The sequence below is a fragment of the Microbacterium sp. AC215 genome, from assembly GCF_979258645.1.
The window spans coordinates 1008540-1023718 of record NZ_OZ409869.1; the positions used below are offsets into that span (position 1 = coordinate 1008540).

The 15179-nt window shown below is 67.6% G+C and carries 16 protein-coding genes; 7 read left to right on the forward strand and 9 right to left on the reverse strand.

Annotated features, from left to right (window positions below):
* Positions 1–30: 30 nt before the first annotated feature.
* The 3 genes from ACZZZF_RS05170 to ACZZZF_RS05180 form a co-directional block, all read right to left on the reverse strand.
* Positions 31–1335 (reverse strand): GNAT family N-acetyltransferase, encoded by a 1305-nt coding sequence (locus ACZZZF_RS05170; RefSeq protein ID WP_463497395.1) that lies wholly within the window; start codon positions 1333–1335, stop codon positions 31–33.
* Positions 1336–1399: 64 nt separating this feature from the next.
* Positions 1400–1645, reverse strand: a complete 246-nt coding sequence (locus ACZZZF_RS05175) for a zf-HC2 domain-containing protein (protein WP_053095677.1) — start codon at positions 1643–1645, stop codon at positions 1400–1402.
* Positions 1642–2310 (reverse strand): sigma-70 family RNA polymerase sigma factor, encoded by a 669-nt coding sequence (locus ACZZZF_RS05180; RefSeq protein ID WP_053095676.1) that lies wholly within the window; start codon positions 2308–2310, stop codon positions 1642–1644. The genes ACZZZF_RS05175 and ACZZZF_RS05180 overlap by 4 nt, the downstream gene beginning before the upstream one ends.
* A gap of 69 nt (positions 2311–2379) precedes the next feature.
* Between ACZZZF_RS05180 and aroA the strand changes: the two genes are divergently transcribed.
* From aroA to bcp, 3 genes are read left to right on the forward strand one after another with little or no spacing between them, the layout of a single operon-like run.
* Positions 2380–3705, forward strand: a complete 1326-nt coding sequence (gene aroA / locus ACZZZF_RS05185) for a 3-phosphoshikimate 1-carboxyvinyltransferase (protein WP_056278260.1) — start codon at positions 2380–2382, stop codon at positions 3703–3705.
* The gene (gene rsgA / locus ACZZZF_RS05190) at positions 3702–4772 is read left to right on the forward strand and encodes a ribosome small subunit-dependent GTPase A (RefSeq protein ID WP_053099066.1); all 1071 of its coding nucleotides are present in this window, start codon (positions 3702–3704) and stop codon (positions 4770–4772) included. Before aroA ends, rsgA begins: the two co-directional genes overlap by 4 nt.
* 9 nt (positions 4773–4781) lie before the next feature.
* On the forward strand, positions 4782–5255 hold the full coding sequence (gene bcp, locus ACZZZF_RS05195; RefSeq protein ID WP_053095674.1) for a thioredoxin-dependent thiol peroxidase: 474 nt from the start codon (positions 4782–4784) through the stop codon (positions 5253–5255).
* A 3-nt stretch (positions 5256–5258) separates the two neighbouring features.
* Here the strand turns inward: bcp and ACZZZF_RS05200 are convergent, their stop codons facing one another.
* The gene (locus ACZZZF_RS05200) at positions 5259–5642 is read right to left on the reverse strand and encodes a hypothetical protein (RefSeq protein WP_053095673.1); all 384 of its coding nucleotides are present in this window, start codon (positions 5640–5642) and stop codon (positions 5259–5261) included.
* Between the two features lie 235 nt (positions 5643–5877).
* On the opposite strand from ACZZZF_RS05200, the gene ACZZZF_RS05205 reads away from it, so the two are divergent.
* Entirely contained in the window at positions 5878–6126 is a 249-nt protein-coding gene (locus ACZZZF_RS05205) for a WhiB family transcriptional regulator (protein ID WP_028503730.1), read from the forward strand.
* A gap of 71 nt (positions 6127–6197) precedes the next feature.
* Here ACZZZF_RS05205 and ACZZZF_RS05210 read toward each other — a convergent pair whose 3' ends face one another.
* Together ACZZZF_RS05210 and ACZZZF_RS05215 are read right to left on the reverse strand one after the other, a co-directional pair.
* Positions 6198–7682, reverse strand: a complete 1485-nt coding sequence (locus tag ACZZZF_RS05210; protein WP_053095672.1) for a sensor histidine kinase — start codon at positions 7680–7682, stop codon at positions 6198–6200.
* Positions 7683–7706: 24 nt separating this feature from the next.
* On the reverse strand, positions 7707–8093 hold the full coding sequence (locus tag ACZZZF_RS05215) for an Rv3235 family protein (RefSeq protein ID WP_171821901.1): 387 nt from the start codon (positions 8091–8093) through the stop codon (positions 7707–7709).
* 127 nt (positions 8094–8220) lie between these two features.
* On the opposite strand from ACZZZF_RS05215, the gene ACZZZF_RS05220 reads away from it, so the two are divergent.
* Positions 8221–8832 carry a hypothetical protein gene (locus ACZZZF_RS05220; protein WP_053099064.1) on the forward strand — a complete coding sequence of 204 codons (612 nt, stop codon included), beginning with the start codon at positions 8221–8223 and terminating at the stop codon, positions 8830–8832.
* Here ACZZZF_RS05220 and ACZZZF_RS05225 read toward each other — a convergent pair.
* Complete coding sequence (locus ACZZZF_RS05225; protein ID WP_463497397.1) at positions 8820–9098, reverse strand: helix-turn-helix domain-containing protein; 279 nt, start codon at positions 9096–9098, stop codon at positions 8820–8822. The two genes, ACZZZF_RS05220 and ACZZZF_RS05225, sit on opposite strands and share 13 nt — an antisense overlap.
* Positions 9099–9195: 97 nt before the next feature.
* On the opposite strand from ACZZZF_RS05225, the gene ACZZZF_RS05230 reads away from it, so the two are divergent.
* Both ACZZZF_RS05230 and ACZZZF_RS05235 read left to right on the forward strand, forming a co-directional pair.
* Positions 9196–9816: a hypothetical protein gene (locus ACZZZF_RS05230; RefSeq protein WP_463497398.1), complete on the forward strand. Its 621-nt coding sequence runs from the start codon at positions 9196–9198 to the stop codon at positions 9814–9816.
* On the forward strand, positions 9813–11054 hold the full coding sequence (locus ACZZZF_RS05235) for an AAA family ATPase (RefSeq protein ID WP_463497401.1): 1242 nt from the start codon (positions 9813–9815) through the stop codon (positions 11052–11054). Before ACZZZF_RS05230 ends, ACZZZF_RS05235 begins: the two co-directional genes overlap by 4 nt.
* Here ACZZZF_RS05235 and ACZZZF_RS05240 read toward each other — a convergent pair.
* Both ACZZZF_RS05240 and secA read right to left on the reverse strand, forming a co-directional pair.
* Complete coding sequence (locus ACZZZF_RS05240) at positions 10978–12204, reverse strand: pyridoxal phosphate-dependent aminotransferase (RefSeq protein WP_053095668.1); 1227 nt, start codon at positions 12202–12204, stop codon at positions 10978–10980. The genes ACZZZF_RS05235 and ACZZZF_RS05240 overlap by 77 nt on opposite strands.
* A 67-nt stretch (positions 12205–12271) precedes the next feature.
* Positions 12272–15079 carry a preprotein translocase subunit SecA gene (gene secA, locus ACZZZF_RS05245; protein ID WP_463497404.1) on the reverse strand — a complete coding sequence of 936 codons (2808 nt, stop codon included), beginning with the start codon at positions 15077–15079 and terminating at the stop codon, positions 12272–12274.
* Positions 15080–15179 lie beyond the last annotated feature (100 nt).

A 15179-nucleotide genomic window follows, 5' to 3' on the forward strand; every position in this document is an offset into this window, starting at 1 on the left:
TCGGTCGAGGCGCCCCTTTCGTCTGAGAGTTCAGTACCAGATGTCGAGTGCCGGCGCGGGGAATGCCACGAACGCGCGGTCCAGCTCTTCGACGACGGCGGCGTCGGCATCGATCCGTCCGGCGACGTGCAGAGACGAGGCCCGCACACCCCCGGCATAGAGGATGGAGAGCGCGGACACATCGAGCTCCGCATCCACGGCCGCGGTATCGTCCACGGCCTCGACGGACGCCTCCCCCGTCTCGTCGACGCGCAGACGCCAGTCACCCGACGCGAAGCCGAGCGGATCGCGAACGCGCAGAGTCACATCGATGGGCGCCGAGTATCGTCGCGCAGGGAGAGCCGCGGGGACGTCGAGCAGGCGCAGCCAGCCATGGTCGTGCACCGTCTGTGTGACACCGCGCGGGTCTCGAACCAGCCACGGAAGGGCATCGTCGAGCGGGCGCAGATCAGCGGTGACCTCGTCGACGAGATCGTGCTGCAGCGCGAAGCCCCACAGGGCGGCAGTCGCTTCGGGAGTCTCCGCGACCAGCAGGCGCACGGCGAGGGCGAATCGGAAGGATCCGGTGCGCTCGCTGAGGGTGAAGGCCATCGCCCCACGCACCTCGCCGTCCGCATCGACGAAGCGGATGCCGCGCACCTGATCGCGGTCGGTGTCACTCGGTGACAGGCCGGCGATGCCGGTCCATCGCGAGTGCCACCCGGGGATCTGGCCGCCACGATGGCCGCGGACCCGATCATGCACCGCTCCGAGTTCCGCGGCGAGCGACTCGCGGTCGAGGTATTCGACGCGGCCGTCCGAAGACGGACCTGCCCAGCCGGCGCGACGGGTATCGACCGTGACGCGCGACATATGCACAGCCGACCCGAAGCCATACCTGCCGTAGATGGTCGCCTCCGAGACCGTCAGCCCCGCGATCGGCACTCCTGCCGTCGCCGCTGCCCTGAGCTCGCCCTCGAGGAGCGCTCGCGCGATGCCGCGACGTCGGTGCGTGGCCGACACCGTGACTCCGCTGATCGCCCACATCGGCATCTCGCCCCCACCGGGCAGCGTCAGCGGCGTGACCCAGGAGTCGATCGTGGCGACCGGAGGGGCGTCCGTCGCCGCTGCGTCGTAGACGCCGATGTTGCGTCGCGACTCGAAGGCCGCTCGGCCGAAGGCGAGCACTTCCGGTGTGGGCTCCGCGCCGAGGAAACCTCGGGTCATCGCCCTCTGGAAGCTCTCGGACTGTGCGTCGTCAGCGGTCTCGACGACCCGGTAGACCAGCGATTCCGCCGCCAGTCGCTCGGTGGAGGTCGGATCGGCCGGGATGTCGCGTGAATCGATGAGCGTCATGCTTCCAGCCTATGGGCGGATGCCGACATCACGATCTCAGGGGTCGACGGCTGCTCGCCCGCGGTCAGTGCTGAGCGGACTGCACCTCGCGCAGTCGCGCGAACACCTGGTCGCGCAGCTCCTCCGGAGCCGTCTCCTTGCAGGCGCGCGCCACGACCTCGGTGAGGGTCGTCGCCACGAGTGCCTCGTCCCGACAGGACGGGCAGTTCTCGAGATGCTCGCGGATCTCCGTGTGCTCGGTGTTGCAGACCTCGTTGCGGAGGTACTCCTCGAGATCCTTGCGGGCCTTGTCGCAGCCGCAGTCGGTCATTTCTTGCTCCTCGGGTCGGCCGCGGAGATTCCCCGCTCCACGGCGTAGTCAGCCAGCAGCTCCCGCAGCATCCGCCTGCCTCTATGCAGGCGACTCATCACGGTGCCGATGGGCGTCTTCATGATGTCCGCGATCTCCTGGTAGGCGAAGCCCTCGACGTCCGCGAGGTACACCGCCAGCCGGAAGTCCTCGGGTACGGCCTGCAACGCGTCCTTGACGACCGATGCGGGCATATGGTCGATGGCTTCCGCCTCCGCCGAACGGCTGTGCGACGCGGTGGTCGTGGTCGACTCCGCACCGCCCATCTGCCAGTCCTCGAGCTCGTCGATCGTGCCCTGGAACGGCTCCCGCTGCTTCTTGCGGTAGATGTTGATGTAGGTGTTCGTGAGGATCCGATAGAGCCACGCCTTGAGGTTCGTGCCCTGCGAGAACGTCGCCCAGGATCCGTACGCCTTGACGAAGGTCTCCTGCACGAGGTCAGCAGCATCAGCCGGGTTGCGCGTCATGCGCATCGCCGCGGCGTAGAGCTGATCCATGAACGGGATCGCCTGTTCCTCGAATTCGCGCCGAGGGTCGCTGACCGTCTCTGCGGTTGCCGTGTCATCCATCACCGGCCAGTCTAGGCGGGCGAGGTCCACCGACTCGCGTTCCAGCGTTGCGAGCATGCTCTCTCCTTGTCGTCGAGCGCCCGGATTCCGTCATGCGAGCACTCGCGTTTACTAAGGTGGGAACCGATGAGCGCCAACAGGTATTCCCCCTCCCCTGTCCAGGGCGTCTACGTCGCGCCGACCAGCGCGAACGCCGTCCACGCGACCGTGACGATCCCGGGTTCGAAATCGCTCACGAATCGCGAGCTCATCATCGCCGCGATCGCTGACGGACCGGGCCGGCTCATCGCTCCGCTGCACTCCGACGACTCCCGCCGGATGATCGACGCGCTGCGTGCGTTGGGTGTGGGCATCGAGGAGGTCGACGGCAACGGAGACTTCGGCCCCGATCTGGCGATCACTCCCGCCAAACTCGTCGGCGGCACCACGATCGACTGCGGACAGGCCGGCACGGTCATGCGCTTCATCGCGCCGCTCGCGGGCCTCGCGCAGCACGACGTGCACCTCACCGCTCACGAGACCGCGCTCCACAGGCCGATGGGCGGCCTCATCAGCGCACTGCGCGACCTGGGAGTCGACATCGACGACGAGGGGACGTGGGCGCTGCCGTTCACCGTCCGCGGGCACGGCCGCATCCGCGGTGGACGGGTCGAGATCGATGCCTCGGCATCCAGCCAGTTCGTCTCGGGACTGCTGCTCGCGGCGCCGCGGTTCGACGTGGGTCTGCACCTGGTGCACACCGGCGAGCATCTGCCGAGCCTGCCCCACATCGACATGACGATCGAGGCGCTGAGTCGTCGTGGCATTCGCATCGAGCGGCCCGCCACCGGAGAGTGGCTCGTCGAAGCCGGGGTGCCCCGCGCCAAGGAGATCGCCATCGAGCCCGATCTCTCGAACGCCGCGCCGTTCCTCGCCGCCGCCCTGGTCACGGGCGGGGCGGTGTCGGTTCCCGGCTGGCCGGTGCACTCCACCCAGCCCGGCGCACTGCTTCCCGAGATCCTGCAGGCGATGGGCGCGCACGTCGGCCGTCACAGCGGGACGCTGACGGTCAGGGCCGGCTCCGAGATCCGCGGACTCGACATGGACCTGTCCGCAGCGAGCGAGCTGACTCCCACCCTCGTCGGGCTCGCGGCGTTCGCGTCCGGCCCGACGACGATCCGCGGAATCGGTCACATCCGACTCCACGAGACCGATCGCATCGCGGCCCTCGTGGGCAACATCCGCGCGCTGGGAGGCGAGGCCGAGGAGCTCTCCGACGGTCTGCGCATCATCCCGCGGGATCTGCACGGCGGCGGCTGGGCGGCGCACCACGACCACCGCATGGCGACGACGGGCGCCCTCATCGGCCTGCGCGTTCCGGGAGTCGAGATCGACGACATCGGAACGACATCGAAGACCCTCCCGGAATTCACCCTCCTGTGGGAGCGCATGCTGCGGGGCGCGTCCGCGTGAGCTGGCTCGACGACTCCGACGACCTCGAGGACGACTTCGAGGACTTCGATGAGAGCAGCATCCGCGCGCGTCCGAACCCGAAGGCGAATCGCCCCCGCACGAAGCGGCGGCCCGCCCATGACGATGCGCAGATCGGACGCGTCCTCGGTGTCGACCGCGGCCGCTACTCCGTGCTGCTCGATGAGGACACGCCCGACGAGCGGATGATCACCGCGGCACGGGCACGAGAACTCCGCAGGAACCCGATCGTGACGGGCGACCAGGCGAAGGTCGTCGGTGACATCTCCGGCGAGGACGGCACACTGGGGCGCATCATCGGCATCGCCGATCGCACCTCTCTGCTCAGGCGCAGCGCCGACGACACCGACCAGGTCGAGCGCGTCATCGTCGCGAACGCCGATCAGATGCTGGTCGTCGTCGCCGCGGCCGACCCCGAGCCGCGAGCCCGACTGGTCGACCGCTATCTCGTCGCCGCTCTGGACGCCGGCATCCGCCCGCTCCTCGTCGTGACCAAGACCGACCTGGCCGATCCCAGCGCCTTCCTGTCGCACTTCGACGGCCTCGACCTGCGCGTCTTCACGAGTGCGCAGGACGAGATGCCCGTCGATGAGATCGGCGCGGCACTGGTCGGTCACTCGACGGTCTTCGTCGGCCACTCCGGCGTGGGCAAGTCGACGCTCGTGAACGCCCTGGTGCCCAGCGCGCTCCGTGCTACAGGGCACGTCAACCAGGTCACCGGCCGTGGCAGGCACACCTCCTCGTCCACCGTCTCTCTGCGGTACGTCGGCCCCGAGGGTCGCGGTTGGGTGATCGACACCCCGGGGGTCCGGTCCTTCGGACTCGGGCACGTCAACCCTGCGAACATCCTCGCCGCATTCACCGAGCTCGCCGAGATCGCCGAGAACTGTCCGCGCGGCTGCACGCACCTCGCCGATGCCCCGGATTGCGCTCTCATCGAAGCCGCGGAGAGCGGCGAGCTCAGCGAGACGGGACGAGCGCGTCTGGACTCCCTCCAGCGGCTCCTGCAGACCTTCGCCGACAAGGCGGAGCAGACGCCCGGCCGCTAGGCTGGAGGGGTGACTGTGCGCCTGGAACCCGGAACCGCTGCCCCCGACTTCGCTCTCCTCGACCAAGACGGACAGACCGTCACCCTCGATGATCTGCGCGGCCGCAAGACGGTGCTGTACTTCTATCCCGCGGCCATGACCCCGGGCTGCACGACTCAGGCCTGCGACTTCCGCGACAGCATCTCGTCGCTCGAGGGCGCCGGATACCGGGTGGTCGGGGTCTCGCGCGACGAGCCTGCAAAGCTCGCCGAGTTCCGCGAGCGCGACGGCCTCACCTTCACCCTTCTCAGCGACCCCGACCACGCGGTGCACTCCGCGTACGGCGTATGGGGCGAGAAGATGAACTACGGCAAGGTCGTGGAGGGCGTCATCCGATCGACCTTCGTGCTCGATGAGCAGGGCACGATCGCACTCGCCCAGTACAACGTCAAGGCCACCGGACACGTCGCGCGCCTGCGCAAGCTCCTCGGCGTCGACGCCTGACGGTCACTCCGCCGGGCGCTCGTTCTCGGCTCGCGTGCTGGCGATCAGCAGCGCGAAGCACAGCAGTGCTGGCAGACCCACTCCGACGGTGAACGCCCACGCGACCGGCTGCAGCGTCAGCGAGGCGAGCGCGAGCGCGATGGCGAGCACCTGGAAGACGACGCCACCCGATCGCGCCCATGACCGCCCCGTCCTCGTCCCGATCGCGAACGCGATGAGCGCGGCGGCGCCGAGGAGAGTGAGCACGATGAGAGCGAGAGCTGTCGGCAGTGAGGCTGCGTCCCCTGCACCGAGGCCCACGAGCTCGATGAGAGCGAAGACGATCAAGGCGGCGCCCTCCGCCGCGAGGACCGCGGATGCCGCCAGAGCGAGGCCGGGTGAGCGCACAGTTGTCTCCTGAGAATCGGATGAGAACGGCGGAAACCCTTGATTTCGCCGGTTTCATGTAACAGAATAGACAGCGTCATGTGCTCCCACAGCGGCGTGGGGCGGGCTTCGAGCTCGCATCACAGAAAGCGGGCATCCGTCCGTATCTCATACAGGGTAGCTGAACCCGATCTGCACCCGAAATCCGAGTCGTCGCAGTGCGTCGATTTCTGAAAAACCACACCGAGGAGCCCCCATGGACTGGCGCGATAAGGCCGCCTGCTTGACTGTCGACCCCGAACTGTTCTTCCCTGTCGGGAACACGGGTCCGGCCGTCGACCAGATCGAGAAGGCGAAGACCGTCTGCGCCACCTGCACGGTGACCGAGATCTGCCTGCAGTACGCCCTCGAGTCCAGCCAGGACTCGGGCGTGTGGGGCGGCCTCTCCGAGGACGAGCGCCGCGCACTCAAGCGCCGCGCCGCCCGCGCCCGCCGCGCCTCCTGAACATCGAGAAGCGGCCCGAGACGATGTCTCGGGCCGCTTCTGCGTATCTGCTCACCGCCGCAGCGGACTCGTCACGCGGTGAGCCAGCGGAGCGGGATGTCGATGACGACCTCGGTGCCCTCTCCCTCGCTCCCCCGCCACTCGATCGATCCGCTGAGTTCCCCCTGGATCAGGGTGCGGATGATCTGCGTTCCCAGTCCCTGACCGATGCGCCCCTCCGGCAGCCCCTTGCCGGTGTCGTGCACCGTGACGCGCAGATTCTCCTCGGTGCGCGCGGCGTCGATCGTGACCATGCCCTCCTGCCCTGCGAGGCCGTGCTCCACCGCGTTCGTGACGACCTCGGTGAGCGCGAGAGCCAACGGCGTCGCGTACTCGCTCGGCAGGACCCCGAAGCGCCCGGTCGACCGAGTGCGCGCACGGGTGTTCGGCGCGGATGCGACCTCGGCGACGAGCTTCAGAACCCGGTGGAACACCTCGTCGAAGTCGACCTTCTGAGTCAGCCCCTGAGCGAGGGTGTCGTGAACCACCGCGATGGAGTCCACACGTCTCATCGCCTGGGTCAGCGCATCGCGCGCCTCGTCCGAGTGCGTACGACGCGCCTGGATGCGCAACAGCGATGCGACCGTCTGCAGGTTGTTCTTGACTCGGTGATGGATCTCACGGATCGTCGCGTCCTTGGTGATGAGCTCCTGCTCCTGATGACGCAGCTCCGACACGTCCCGGCACAGGACGATGGCACCGATGCGCGTCCCGTGATCCTTGAGGGGAATCGCCCGCAGCGAGACAGTGACGCCGCGTGCTTCGATGTCGGTGCGCCACGGGGCGCGCCCCGTCACGACGACGGGCAGCGACTCGTCGACCTGTCGCGACGGCGGCACGAGCCTGGTGGTGACCTCGGCGAGAGACTCGCCCTCCAGTTCGTCATCGAAACCCATGCGATTGAACGCCGAGAGCGCGTTCGGACTGGCGAACGTCGTGATGCCGTCGACGTCGATCCGGATCAAGCCGTCTGACGCTCGGGGAGCTCCGCGGCGCGGGGAGGTCGGAGCCGCCGGATCGGGAAAGCTGCCGTCGGCGATCATCCGGAAGATGTCGTTCGCGCACTCGTCGAACGTGATCTGCTGTCGCGACGGCGTCCGGGCCTCGCCGAGGTTCGTGTGCCGGGTGACGACGCCGATGACGGTCCCCTGGTGCTCACTGCCGCGGCGCTCGTTGACGATCGGCACCGCTCTCACGCGCGTCGGGGTCTCCTCGAACCAATCCGGCGAGGACGAGTCCACGATCTCCGCCGAATCGAACGCCCCCTGTACCTGCGTGCGCCACTGCGGCCGCACCCGCTCGCCCACGATGTCGCGGTAGAACAGGGTGGCCGCTCCGCTCGGACGGGCGTGGGCTACGGCGACGAACGATCCGTCGTCGGTCTCGATCCAGACGACGATGTCCGCCGACGCGAGGTCCGCGAGAAGCTGACCGTCGCCGGCGAGTCGATGCAGCCACTCGACATCGTTCTCGGCAAGACGGCCCTGGGCATTGGCGAGGTCGCTGAGCGTTGACACCCCACCAGCCTAGAGCGCGTCCGCTCAGAGAACGGCCAGCGACGTCGCCCGCCAGCGTCGGTCGAGACCTTCGAGGCGAATCGCCACCGCCCGGGTGCGACCGGGACCCGCGACCACGACGACAGCCTCCACCTTGCCGTCCACCGGTTCCGTCACGCGGATCGACAGGATCTCGAAAGTCGGGCGCGCAGGCGAGACCCCCCTCGCGCTGCGCGCCCTCGCCGACAGATTCGCCCGCGTCACCAAACTCCGGTACGCGTCTTCATTGAACCAGCGGGCGAGCTGATCGACTTCTCTGACTCCCGCGAGTACCTCGAGCACGCCCTGGGTCAGGCTCCGCAGCAGCGGACTCGGATCCGGCAGCTCGGCGCGGGGTGTCGGCTGTGGTGCGAAGTACTCGTGAAGCATCATCTGAGGCACTCTCCATCGGGAAGACTGCGCCAAGTAGAGCATGCGTCGACTGGCCGATCCGGTCGCGTTCGTGATGTATGTGGATAACTCGTACATGCGCTCCCGGACTTCATTTACGGTGGTCCGCGTGCACTGGGATCGACTGTTCGAAGACCTCGAAGGCCAGCTGGCCTCCGAGTGGGAGAGCGAGCGCGCGGCGCTCGACGCCGAGTCGGAGCGCCTGCGCATCTCGAGGCTCGAGTTGCGCAGCCGGCTCAGAGTGCTCTGTGCATCGGCCGCTCCCGCCACCCTGGATCTGCCGGGTGGAGCTCGCGTTCGGGCACGACTGAACGCGCTGGGCTCCGATTGGATCGCTGCGACGATCGCGCAGGCCGAGGAATCACGGACGACGCGGTCGACCGTGATCGTCCCCCTCCACGCGCTCCGCGGACTCACCGTCGATCACGGCCTGCTGCTGTCGAGCCTGGACGAAGAGGACGAGCCCGCCCCCGTGCTCCGCGAGCGCATGTCGCTCGGGTTCGTCCTCCGTGACCTCGCCCGGCGGCGGGTTCCGGTCAGAATCGTCAGCGTCGATGCATCCGACCTCCACGGGACGATCGACCGAGCGGGCGCGGACCATCTGGATCTCGCCCTGCACGACCCGGGCGAGGCGAGGACCGCCTCGGCGGTGCGTGCGTTCCAGATCATCCCGTTCGCAGCCGTCACGTCGGTTCAGACCGCGGGAGATCAGATGCCGTGACGGCGGGATGTGCCCCAGACCTCTGGGAAACTCGCCTCATTCGCCTCACGCCACAGCGCCATCCGTCTGGCCTCTTCGGACTGCTCGGCGAGATACTCCGAAAGGCTCGACTCCTCGACGCGCCACCGGGCGGGTGCACCGAGCTTGGACCCGCGCAGACGTCCCGCGTAGACGAGTTCGATGACCTCGTCGACCCCGATGCTCAGCAGTTCCGCCACCTGCGCCGGCGCCAGGAAGCGCTGCGTGGCCTGAGAGGAATGGGGCATGCTCCCATTCTCCCCCTGCCGTGCCGATACGCCAGGGCCGATCCGATGCTGTGGATAAGTCTCGAGCAGCCGCGGCGATTTCTGTGACCATGTCGCCATGAGCAAGTTCTCCCGTTCACGGCGTGCCGTCTGGGGTGATGCCCGCTTCCTGATCGGCATCGCCGTGGTCGCGCTGTCTGTCGCCGGCGTGTGGGCCGTCGTCTCCTCCTCCGGCGCCACGACACCGGTACTCCAGGCGACGCGAACGATACCGCTCGGCGAAGCGCTCGTCTCCGGTGACTTCCAGGTGGTGGACGTGGGACTCGGCGCCGTCTCGGCTCGCTACCTCGCACCCCAAGACCTTCGGCCCGGTCAGATCGCGTCCCGGACGGTCGTCGACGGCGAGCTGATGCCGACTTCTGCCGCCGAGGACGCGGATGCGAACAGAACCACCACGATCGTCGTCGAGAGCAGCACCGGCATCCCGGCCGATGTGGGCGCCGGGAGCATCATCGAACTCTGGCATTCTCCTCCGGTGGACGATGGCGCCCTCCCGGGGACGCCGCGCATCCTCGTCGCCGATGCGATCGTGACATCGGTGACGAAGACCGAAGGAATGCTCGCCGCCGACGGCACCACGGCTGAGATCGTGATCGACCGAGCGGATGTCGCCGATGTGCTGTCCGCGATCACCGGCGGCTCTGTCCTGTCCGTCGTGCCGATCGGCTCGACCTCGTGACGTCGGTAGTCATCGCGCTACCCGATTCCCGTGCACGCACCCTGGCCGAGGAACTCGAGCTCGAAGGCATCAGCGTGGTTTCCGTCGTCGCGCCGAGCAGGATCCTGCCCCTGCCCGACGGCGTCGATGCCGTCATCGTTCCCGCCAGCCGCGCGGTGCTGACGCCCGCGCTGGTCGCCGACTGCGACAGGGCAGGAGTGCGGATCCTGCCGCTCGGCGACGGCGACAGCAGACTGCTCGGGCGCTATGGCCTCGCGGCCGCACTCCCGACAGAAGCGCGCGGCTGGGAGATCGCTGCAGCGCTCACCGCCGACCTTGCGGGCTCCGTCGAGCGAATCGCGCAATCTCCGCGTCGTGTCACGGTGGTCTGGGGTCCGTCCGGTGCGCCGGGACGATCGACCGTCGCGATCCAGCTCGCCGTCGAGCTGTCCAGGGCAGGACGCCGCACTGCCCTGGTGGATGCCGACACCGTCGCTCCCTCCCTCGCGCTGCTGCTGGGACTCAGCGATGATGCACCCGGGATCGCCGCCGCGTGCCGTCGGGCAGAACTCGGCGCACTCGACTCGGCAGAACTCACACGGCTGGCGACCGTCCTCGACACGAGCGCAGGAGAGATCGAGGTCCTCGGGGGCATCAATCGCCCTGGGCGCTGGCCGGAACTCGGCGCACGTCGATTGGAGGCGACGCTGCGCGCATGCCGCAGCTGGGCAGAGGAGACCGTCGTCGACGTCGCGAGCGCCTTCGACGCCGACGATGAGGCGACGTACGACCTCACCGGCCCGCGTCGCCACGCAGCCACCGTTGCCGCGCTGCAGGAGGCAGACCTGATCATCGCCATCGCGGCGGCCGACCCGCTCGGCATGAGCAGGTTCATCAGGGAGCATGCCGAGCTACGACGGCTCACGACCCCGACGCCCATCAGAGTGGTGGTGAACCGCGTGCGCCCCGGCCCCCTGGGCATGGATGCGCGAGGTCAGATCCGGCGCACGCTCGAGAGGTTCGCCGGCATCACGGACGTCGCGTTCCTCCCTTTCGATCAGCGGGCCGCCGACGCCGCCCTCCTGCACGCCCGACCGATGGCGGACCTCACTCCGCGCTCGTCCCTCGTCGCCGGCGTGCGCCGCGTCGTGGAGACTCTCGTCTCCACATCAGCAGAGCCGCCTACTGGCGGTAGCTCGAGAGGAAGTTCCCGAGGCGCTCGACGGCTTCTGCGAGCACGCGGGGCTCGGGGAGCGTGACCAGTCGGAGATGGTCGGGGGTCGGCCAGTTGAAGCCGGTTCCCTGCACGAGGAGGATGTGTTCGGAGACCAGCAGGTCGTAGACCAGCTTCGCGTCGTCCCTGATCTCGTGGACGTTCGGGTCCAGACGAGGGAAGGCGTACAACGCGCCGACGGGCTTGACGCACGAGACACCGGGGATCGATTCGAGTCCCTTCCAGGCGATGTCACGCTGCTCATGCAGGCGCCCGGTCGGCGCGATCAGCGAGTCGATGGACTGCACTCCCCCGAGAGCCGCCTGAACCGCGTACTGGGCGGGGACGTTCGGGCAGAGACGCGTCGAGGCGAGCAGGTTGATCCCCTCGAGGAACCCCTTCGCGTGGTCCTGCGGCCCGGTGATCACGAGCCACCCTGACCGGAAGCCGGCGACCCGATAGGTCTTCGAGAGCCCGTTGAACGTCAGACACAGCAGGTCCGGCGCCAGGGTCGCCGTCGGGATGTGCACCGCATCATCGAACAGGATGCGATCGTAGATCTCGTCGGAAAGCAGCAGCAGCTGGTTCTCACGGGCGATCTGCACCATGCCCTCGAGAACTTCGCGTGAGTAGACCACGCCGGTCGGGTTGTTGGGGTTGATGATGACGAGAGCTTTGGTGCGCGGAGTGATCTTGGATCGGATGTCCTCGAGGTCGGGCTGCCATCCGTTGTCCTCATCGCACAGGTAATGGACCGGGGTGCCGTCGGCAAGACTCGTCATGGCGGTCCACAGCGGGTAGTCGGGTGCCGGGATGAGCACCTCATCGCCCTCGTCGAGAAGAGCCTGCATCGTCATCGTGATGAGCTCGGAGACGCCGTTGCCGAGGAAGACATCCTCGGGATCGAATCGCGGGAACCCGGGGATCTCCTCGTACCGGCTGACGACTGCTCGCCGTGCCGAGATGATCCCCTTGCTGTCGCTGTACCCGTGAGCGGTCGGAAGCGCGGCCAGCATGTCGTGCACGATCTGGTGGGGTGCCTCGAAGCCGAAGATGGCGGGGTTGCCCGTGTTGAGCTTGAGGATCCGATGTCCCTCGGCCTCGAGCCGCGCCGCCTCGACGAGCGTGTTTCCACGGATCTCGTACAGGACGTTCTTGAGCTTCGACGACTGGTCGAAGTGGCGCGTTGGTGTCATTGAGCAAGCCTACAATGACGCGACGAGGGGCCGATCCCCACGGGCCGGCCCCTCGTCATGCGCTCTGCTACTTCTTCTTCTTGCCCTGCGCCCGCCGCTGCTCGCGGTTGCCCGCGGGAGCTGCCGAGCCCTCGGCGCGCTGCCCGAATGCACCGCGCGGAGCCTCAGCCGACTCGGCCTCCTCGGCGGGCGCCTGACGCGCGGCCGCTGCCTGACGAAGCTTCTCGGTCGCGGCCTGCTGAACCTGACCGCGGTCGTTGCGGACCTCGACCTCGCCGGCGTCGTTCGCGGCAGAGTACTCGAGCCGCTGGTCTCCACCGTCTTCGGCGAGGCCCTTCGCCTCGACCTCGGCCGTCTGCGAATCGCCCGCCCGACGCACCTCGACCTCGAGATTGTAGAGGTAGCCCACCGACTCCTCCTTGATCTGCCCCATCATCGACTGGAACATCGCGTAGCCCTCGCGCTGGTACTCGATGAGCGGGTCGCGCTGCGCCATCGCACGGAGACCGATGCCGTCCTTGAGGTAGTCCATCTCGTAGAGGTGGTCGCGCCAGCGGCGATCGAGCACCTGCAGCACCACGCGTCGTTCGAGCTCACGGGTCGCCGCTTCTCCGAGCGACTCCTCACGGGTCTCGTATGCGATCTTCGCGTCCGACAGCAGCTCGCGGGTCAGACCCTCTGCGGTGATGCCACCCTTGCGGCCGGCAGCCTCGGACACGACCTCGTCGATGGTCACGCTCACCGGGTACAGCGTCTTGAGCTCGGTCCAGAGTGCGTCGAAGTCCCAGCTCTCGTTGTGACCCTCGCCGGTGTGATCGCGCACCACTCCACTGATCGCGTCCTCGATGAAGTGCTGGACGCGGTCGGCGATGTCATCGCCCTGCAGGATGTGACGGCGGTCGGCGTAGATCGCCTCGCGCTGACGGTTCAGGACGTCGTCGTACTTGAGGACGTTCTTGCGCATCTCGGCATTGCGCGACTCGACCTGCGACTGCGCGCTGCGGATCGCCCGCGACACCAGGCCCGACTCGATCGGGACGTCGTCGGGGAAGTTGGTGCGCGCGAGGATCGCCTCGGCGGCGCCCGACTGGAACAGGCGCATGAGATCGTCGGTGAGGCTCAGATAGAAACGGCTCTCGCCCGGGTCGCCCTGACGGCCCGAGCGACCTCGCAGCTGGTTGTCGATGCGGCGCGACTCATGGCGCTCCGTACCCAGGACGTAGAGCCCACCGGCCTCGATGACCTTCTCGGCCTCTTCGGACACGATGGACTTCATCGCCTCGTACGTCTCGTCCCACGCGATCTCGTACTCCTCGGGCGTCTCGACGGGGTCGAGTCCCTTGCCCTTGAGCTCCTGCACGGCGAGGAACTCGGCGTTGCCGCCGAGCATGATGTCGGTTCCACGACCGGCCATGTTGGTGGCGACGGTCACGGCGCCGAGGCGCCCCGCACGAGCGACGATCTCGGCCTCGCGCGCGTGGTTCTTCGCGTTGAGGACCTCGTGCTTGACGCCCTTCTTCGCGAGGAGCCGCGACAGGTACTCGCTCTTCTCGACGCTCACGGTGCCCACGAGCACCGGCTGGCCCTGCGCGTGACGCTCCGCGATGTCCTCGACCACCTGCGTGAACTTGGCGGTCTCGTTCTTGTAGACGAGGTCGGACTGGTCCTTGCGAATCATCGGACGGTTCGTCGGGATCGGGATGACACCGAGCTTGTAGGTCGACATGAACTCGGCCGCCTCGGTCTCGGCTGTACCGGTCATGCCGGCGAGCTTGTCGTACAGGCGGAAGTAGTTCTGAAGCGTGACCGTGGCGAGAGTCTGGTTCTCGGCCTTGACCGGCACGGCCTCCTTCGCCTCGATGGCCTGGTGGATACCCTCGTTGTAGCGACGTCCGACCAGGATGCGACCGGTGTGCTCGTCGACGATCATGACCTCGTCGTTCATGACGACGTAGTCTGTGTCCTTCTTGAACAGGGCGAGGGCCTTGATCGAGTTGTTGAGGAACGAGATCAGCGGCGTGTTCGCGGACTCGTACAGGTTGTCGATGCCGAGGTAGTCCTCGACCTTCTCGATGCCGGGTTCGAGAACGCCGACGGTGCGCTTCTTCTCGTCGACCTCGTAGTCGACGCCCGCCTCGAGGGTGCGCGCGATCTTCGCGAACTCCGCGAACCAGCGGTTCGCCTCACCGGAAGACGGTCCTGAGATGATCAGCGGCGTGCGCGCCTCATCGATCAGGATGGAGTCGACCTCGTCGACGATCGCGAAGTAGTGCTCGCGCTGGACGAGGTCTTCCTTGCGCCACGCCATGTTGTCGCGGAGGTAGTCGAAGCCGAACTCATTGTTCGTGCCGTAGGTGATGTCGGACGCATACTGCTCGCGGCGCACAGCCGGGGTCTGGCCCGAGACGATGATTCCCGTCGACATGCCGAGGGCCCGGTACACGCGCCCCATGAGCTCTGCCTGATAGCTCGCGAGGAAGTCGTTGACCGTGATCACGTGGACGCCCTCGCCCGCGATCGCATTGAGGTACGCCGGGAAGGTGGCGACCAGGGTCTTGCCCTCACCGGTCTTCATCTCTGCGATGTTGCCGAGGTGGAGAGCAGCACCACCCATGATCTGCACGTCGTACGCGCGCATACCGAGGGTGCGCTTCGCCGCTTCGCGCACGGCGGCGAACGCCTCGGGCATGAGCTGATCGAGCGACTCGCCCTTCGCGAACCGCTCACGCAGCTCGGTGGTCTCGTTGCGAAGTTCGTCGTCCGTGAGCTTGGAGATGTCCTCTTCCAGCGCGTTCACGGCCTTGACCACCTGGTTCAGGCGTCGGATGACCCGCCCTTCTCCAGCGCGCAGCAGCTTCTCAAGAGGATTGGCCACAGATGTCATCTCCCTGTCGATGGTTCCGGCGGCGCCGCGTGTCGGGCGCGTGCCAGGCATACCTTGTCATGTTACCGGTCCGTGACCTGCACGTCGTCTG

What these genes read in the sequence shown, in the direction of transcription:
- ACZZZF_RS05240 (WP_053095668.1), bottom strand. Translation starts at nt 12,204, where the DNA reads ATGACACCAACGCGCCACTTCGACCAGTCGTCGAAGCTCAAGAACGTC.
- ACZZZF_RS05230 (WP_463497398.1), top strand. Translation starts at nt 9,196, where the DNA reads ATGAGCAAGTTCTCCCGTTCACGGCGTGCCGTCTGGGGTGATGCCCGC.
- ACZZZF_RS05215 (WP_171821901.1), bottom strand. Translation starts at nt 8,093, where the DNA reads ATGATGCTTCACGAGTACTTCGCACCACAGCCGACACCCCGCGCCGAG.
- aroA (WP_056278260.1), top strand. Translation starts at nt 2,380, where the DNA reads ATGAGCGCCAACAGGTATTCCCCCTCCCCTGTCCAGGGCGTCTACGTC.
- ACZZZF_RS05170 (WP_463497395.1), bottom strand. Translation starts at nt 1,335, where the DNA reads ATGACGCTCATCGATTCACGCGACATCCCGGCCGATCCGACCTCCACC.
- ACZZZF_RS05175 (WP_053095677.1), bottom strand. Translation starts at nt 1,645, where the DNA reads ATGACCGACTGCGGCTGCGACAAGGCCCGCAAGGATCTCGAGGAGTAC.
- ACZZZF_RS05205 (WP_028503730.1), top strand. Translation starts at nt 5,878, where the DNA reads ATGGACTGGCGCGATAAGGCCGCCTGCTTGACTGTCGACCCCGAACTG.
- ACZZZF_RS05225 (WP_463497397.1), bottom strand. Translation starts at nt 9,098, where the DNA reads ATGCCCCATTCCTCTCAGGCCACGCAGCGCTTCCTGGCGCCGGCGCAG.
- ACZZZF_RS05180 (WP_053095676.1), bottom strand. Translation starts at nt 2,310, where the DNA reads ATGCTCGCAACGCTGGAACGCGAGTCGGTGGACCTCGCCCGCCTAGAC.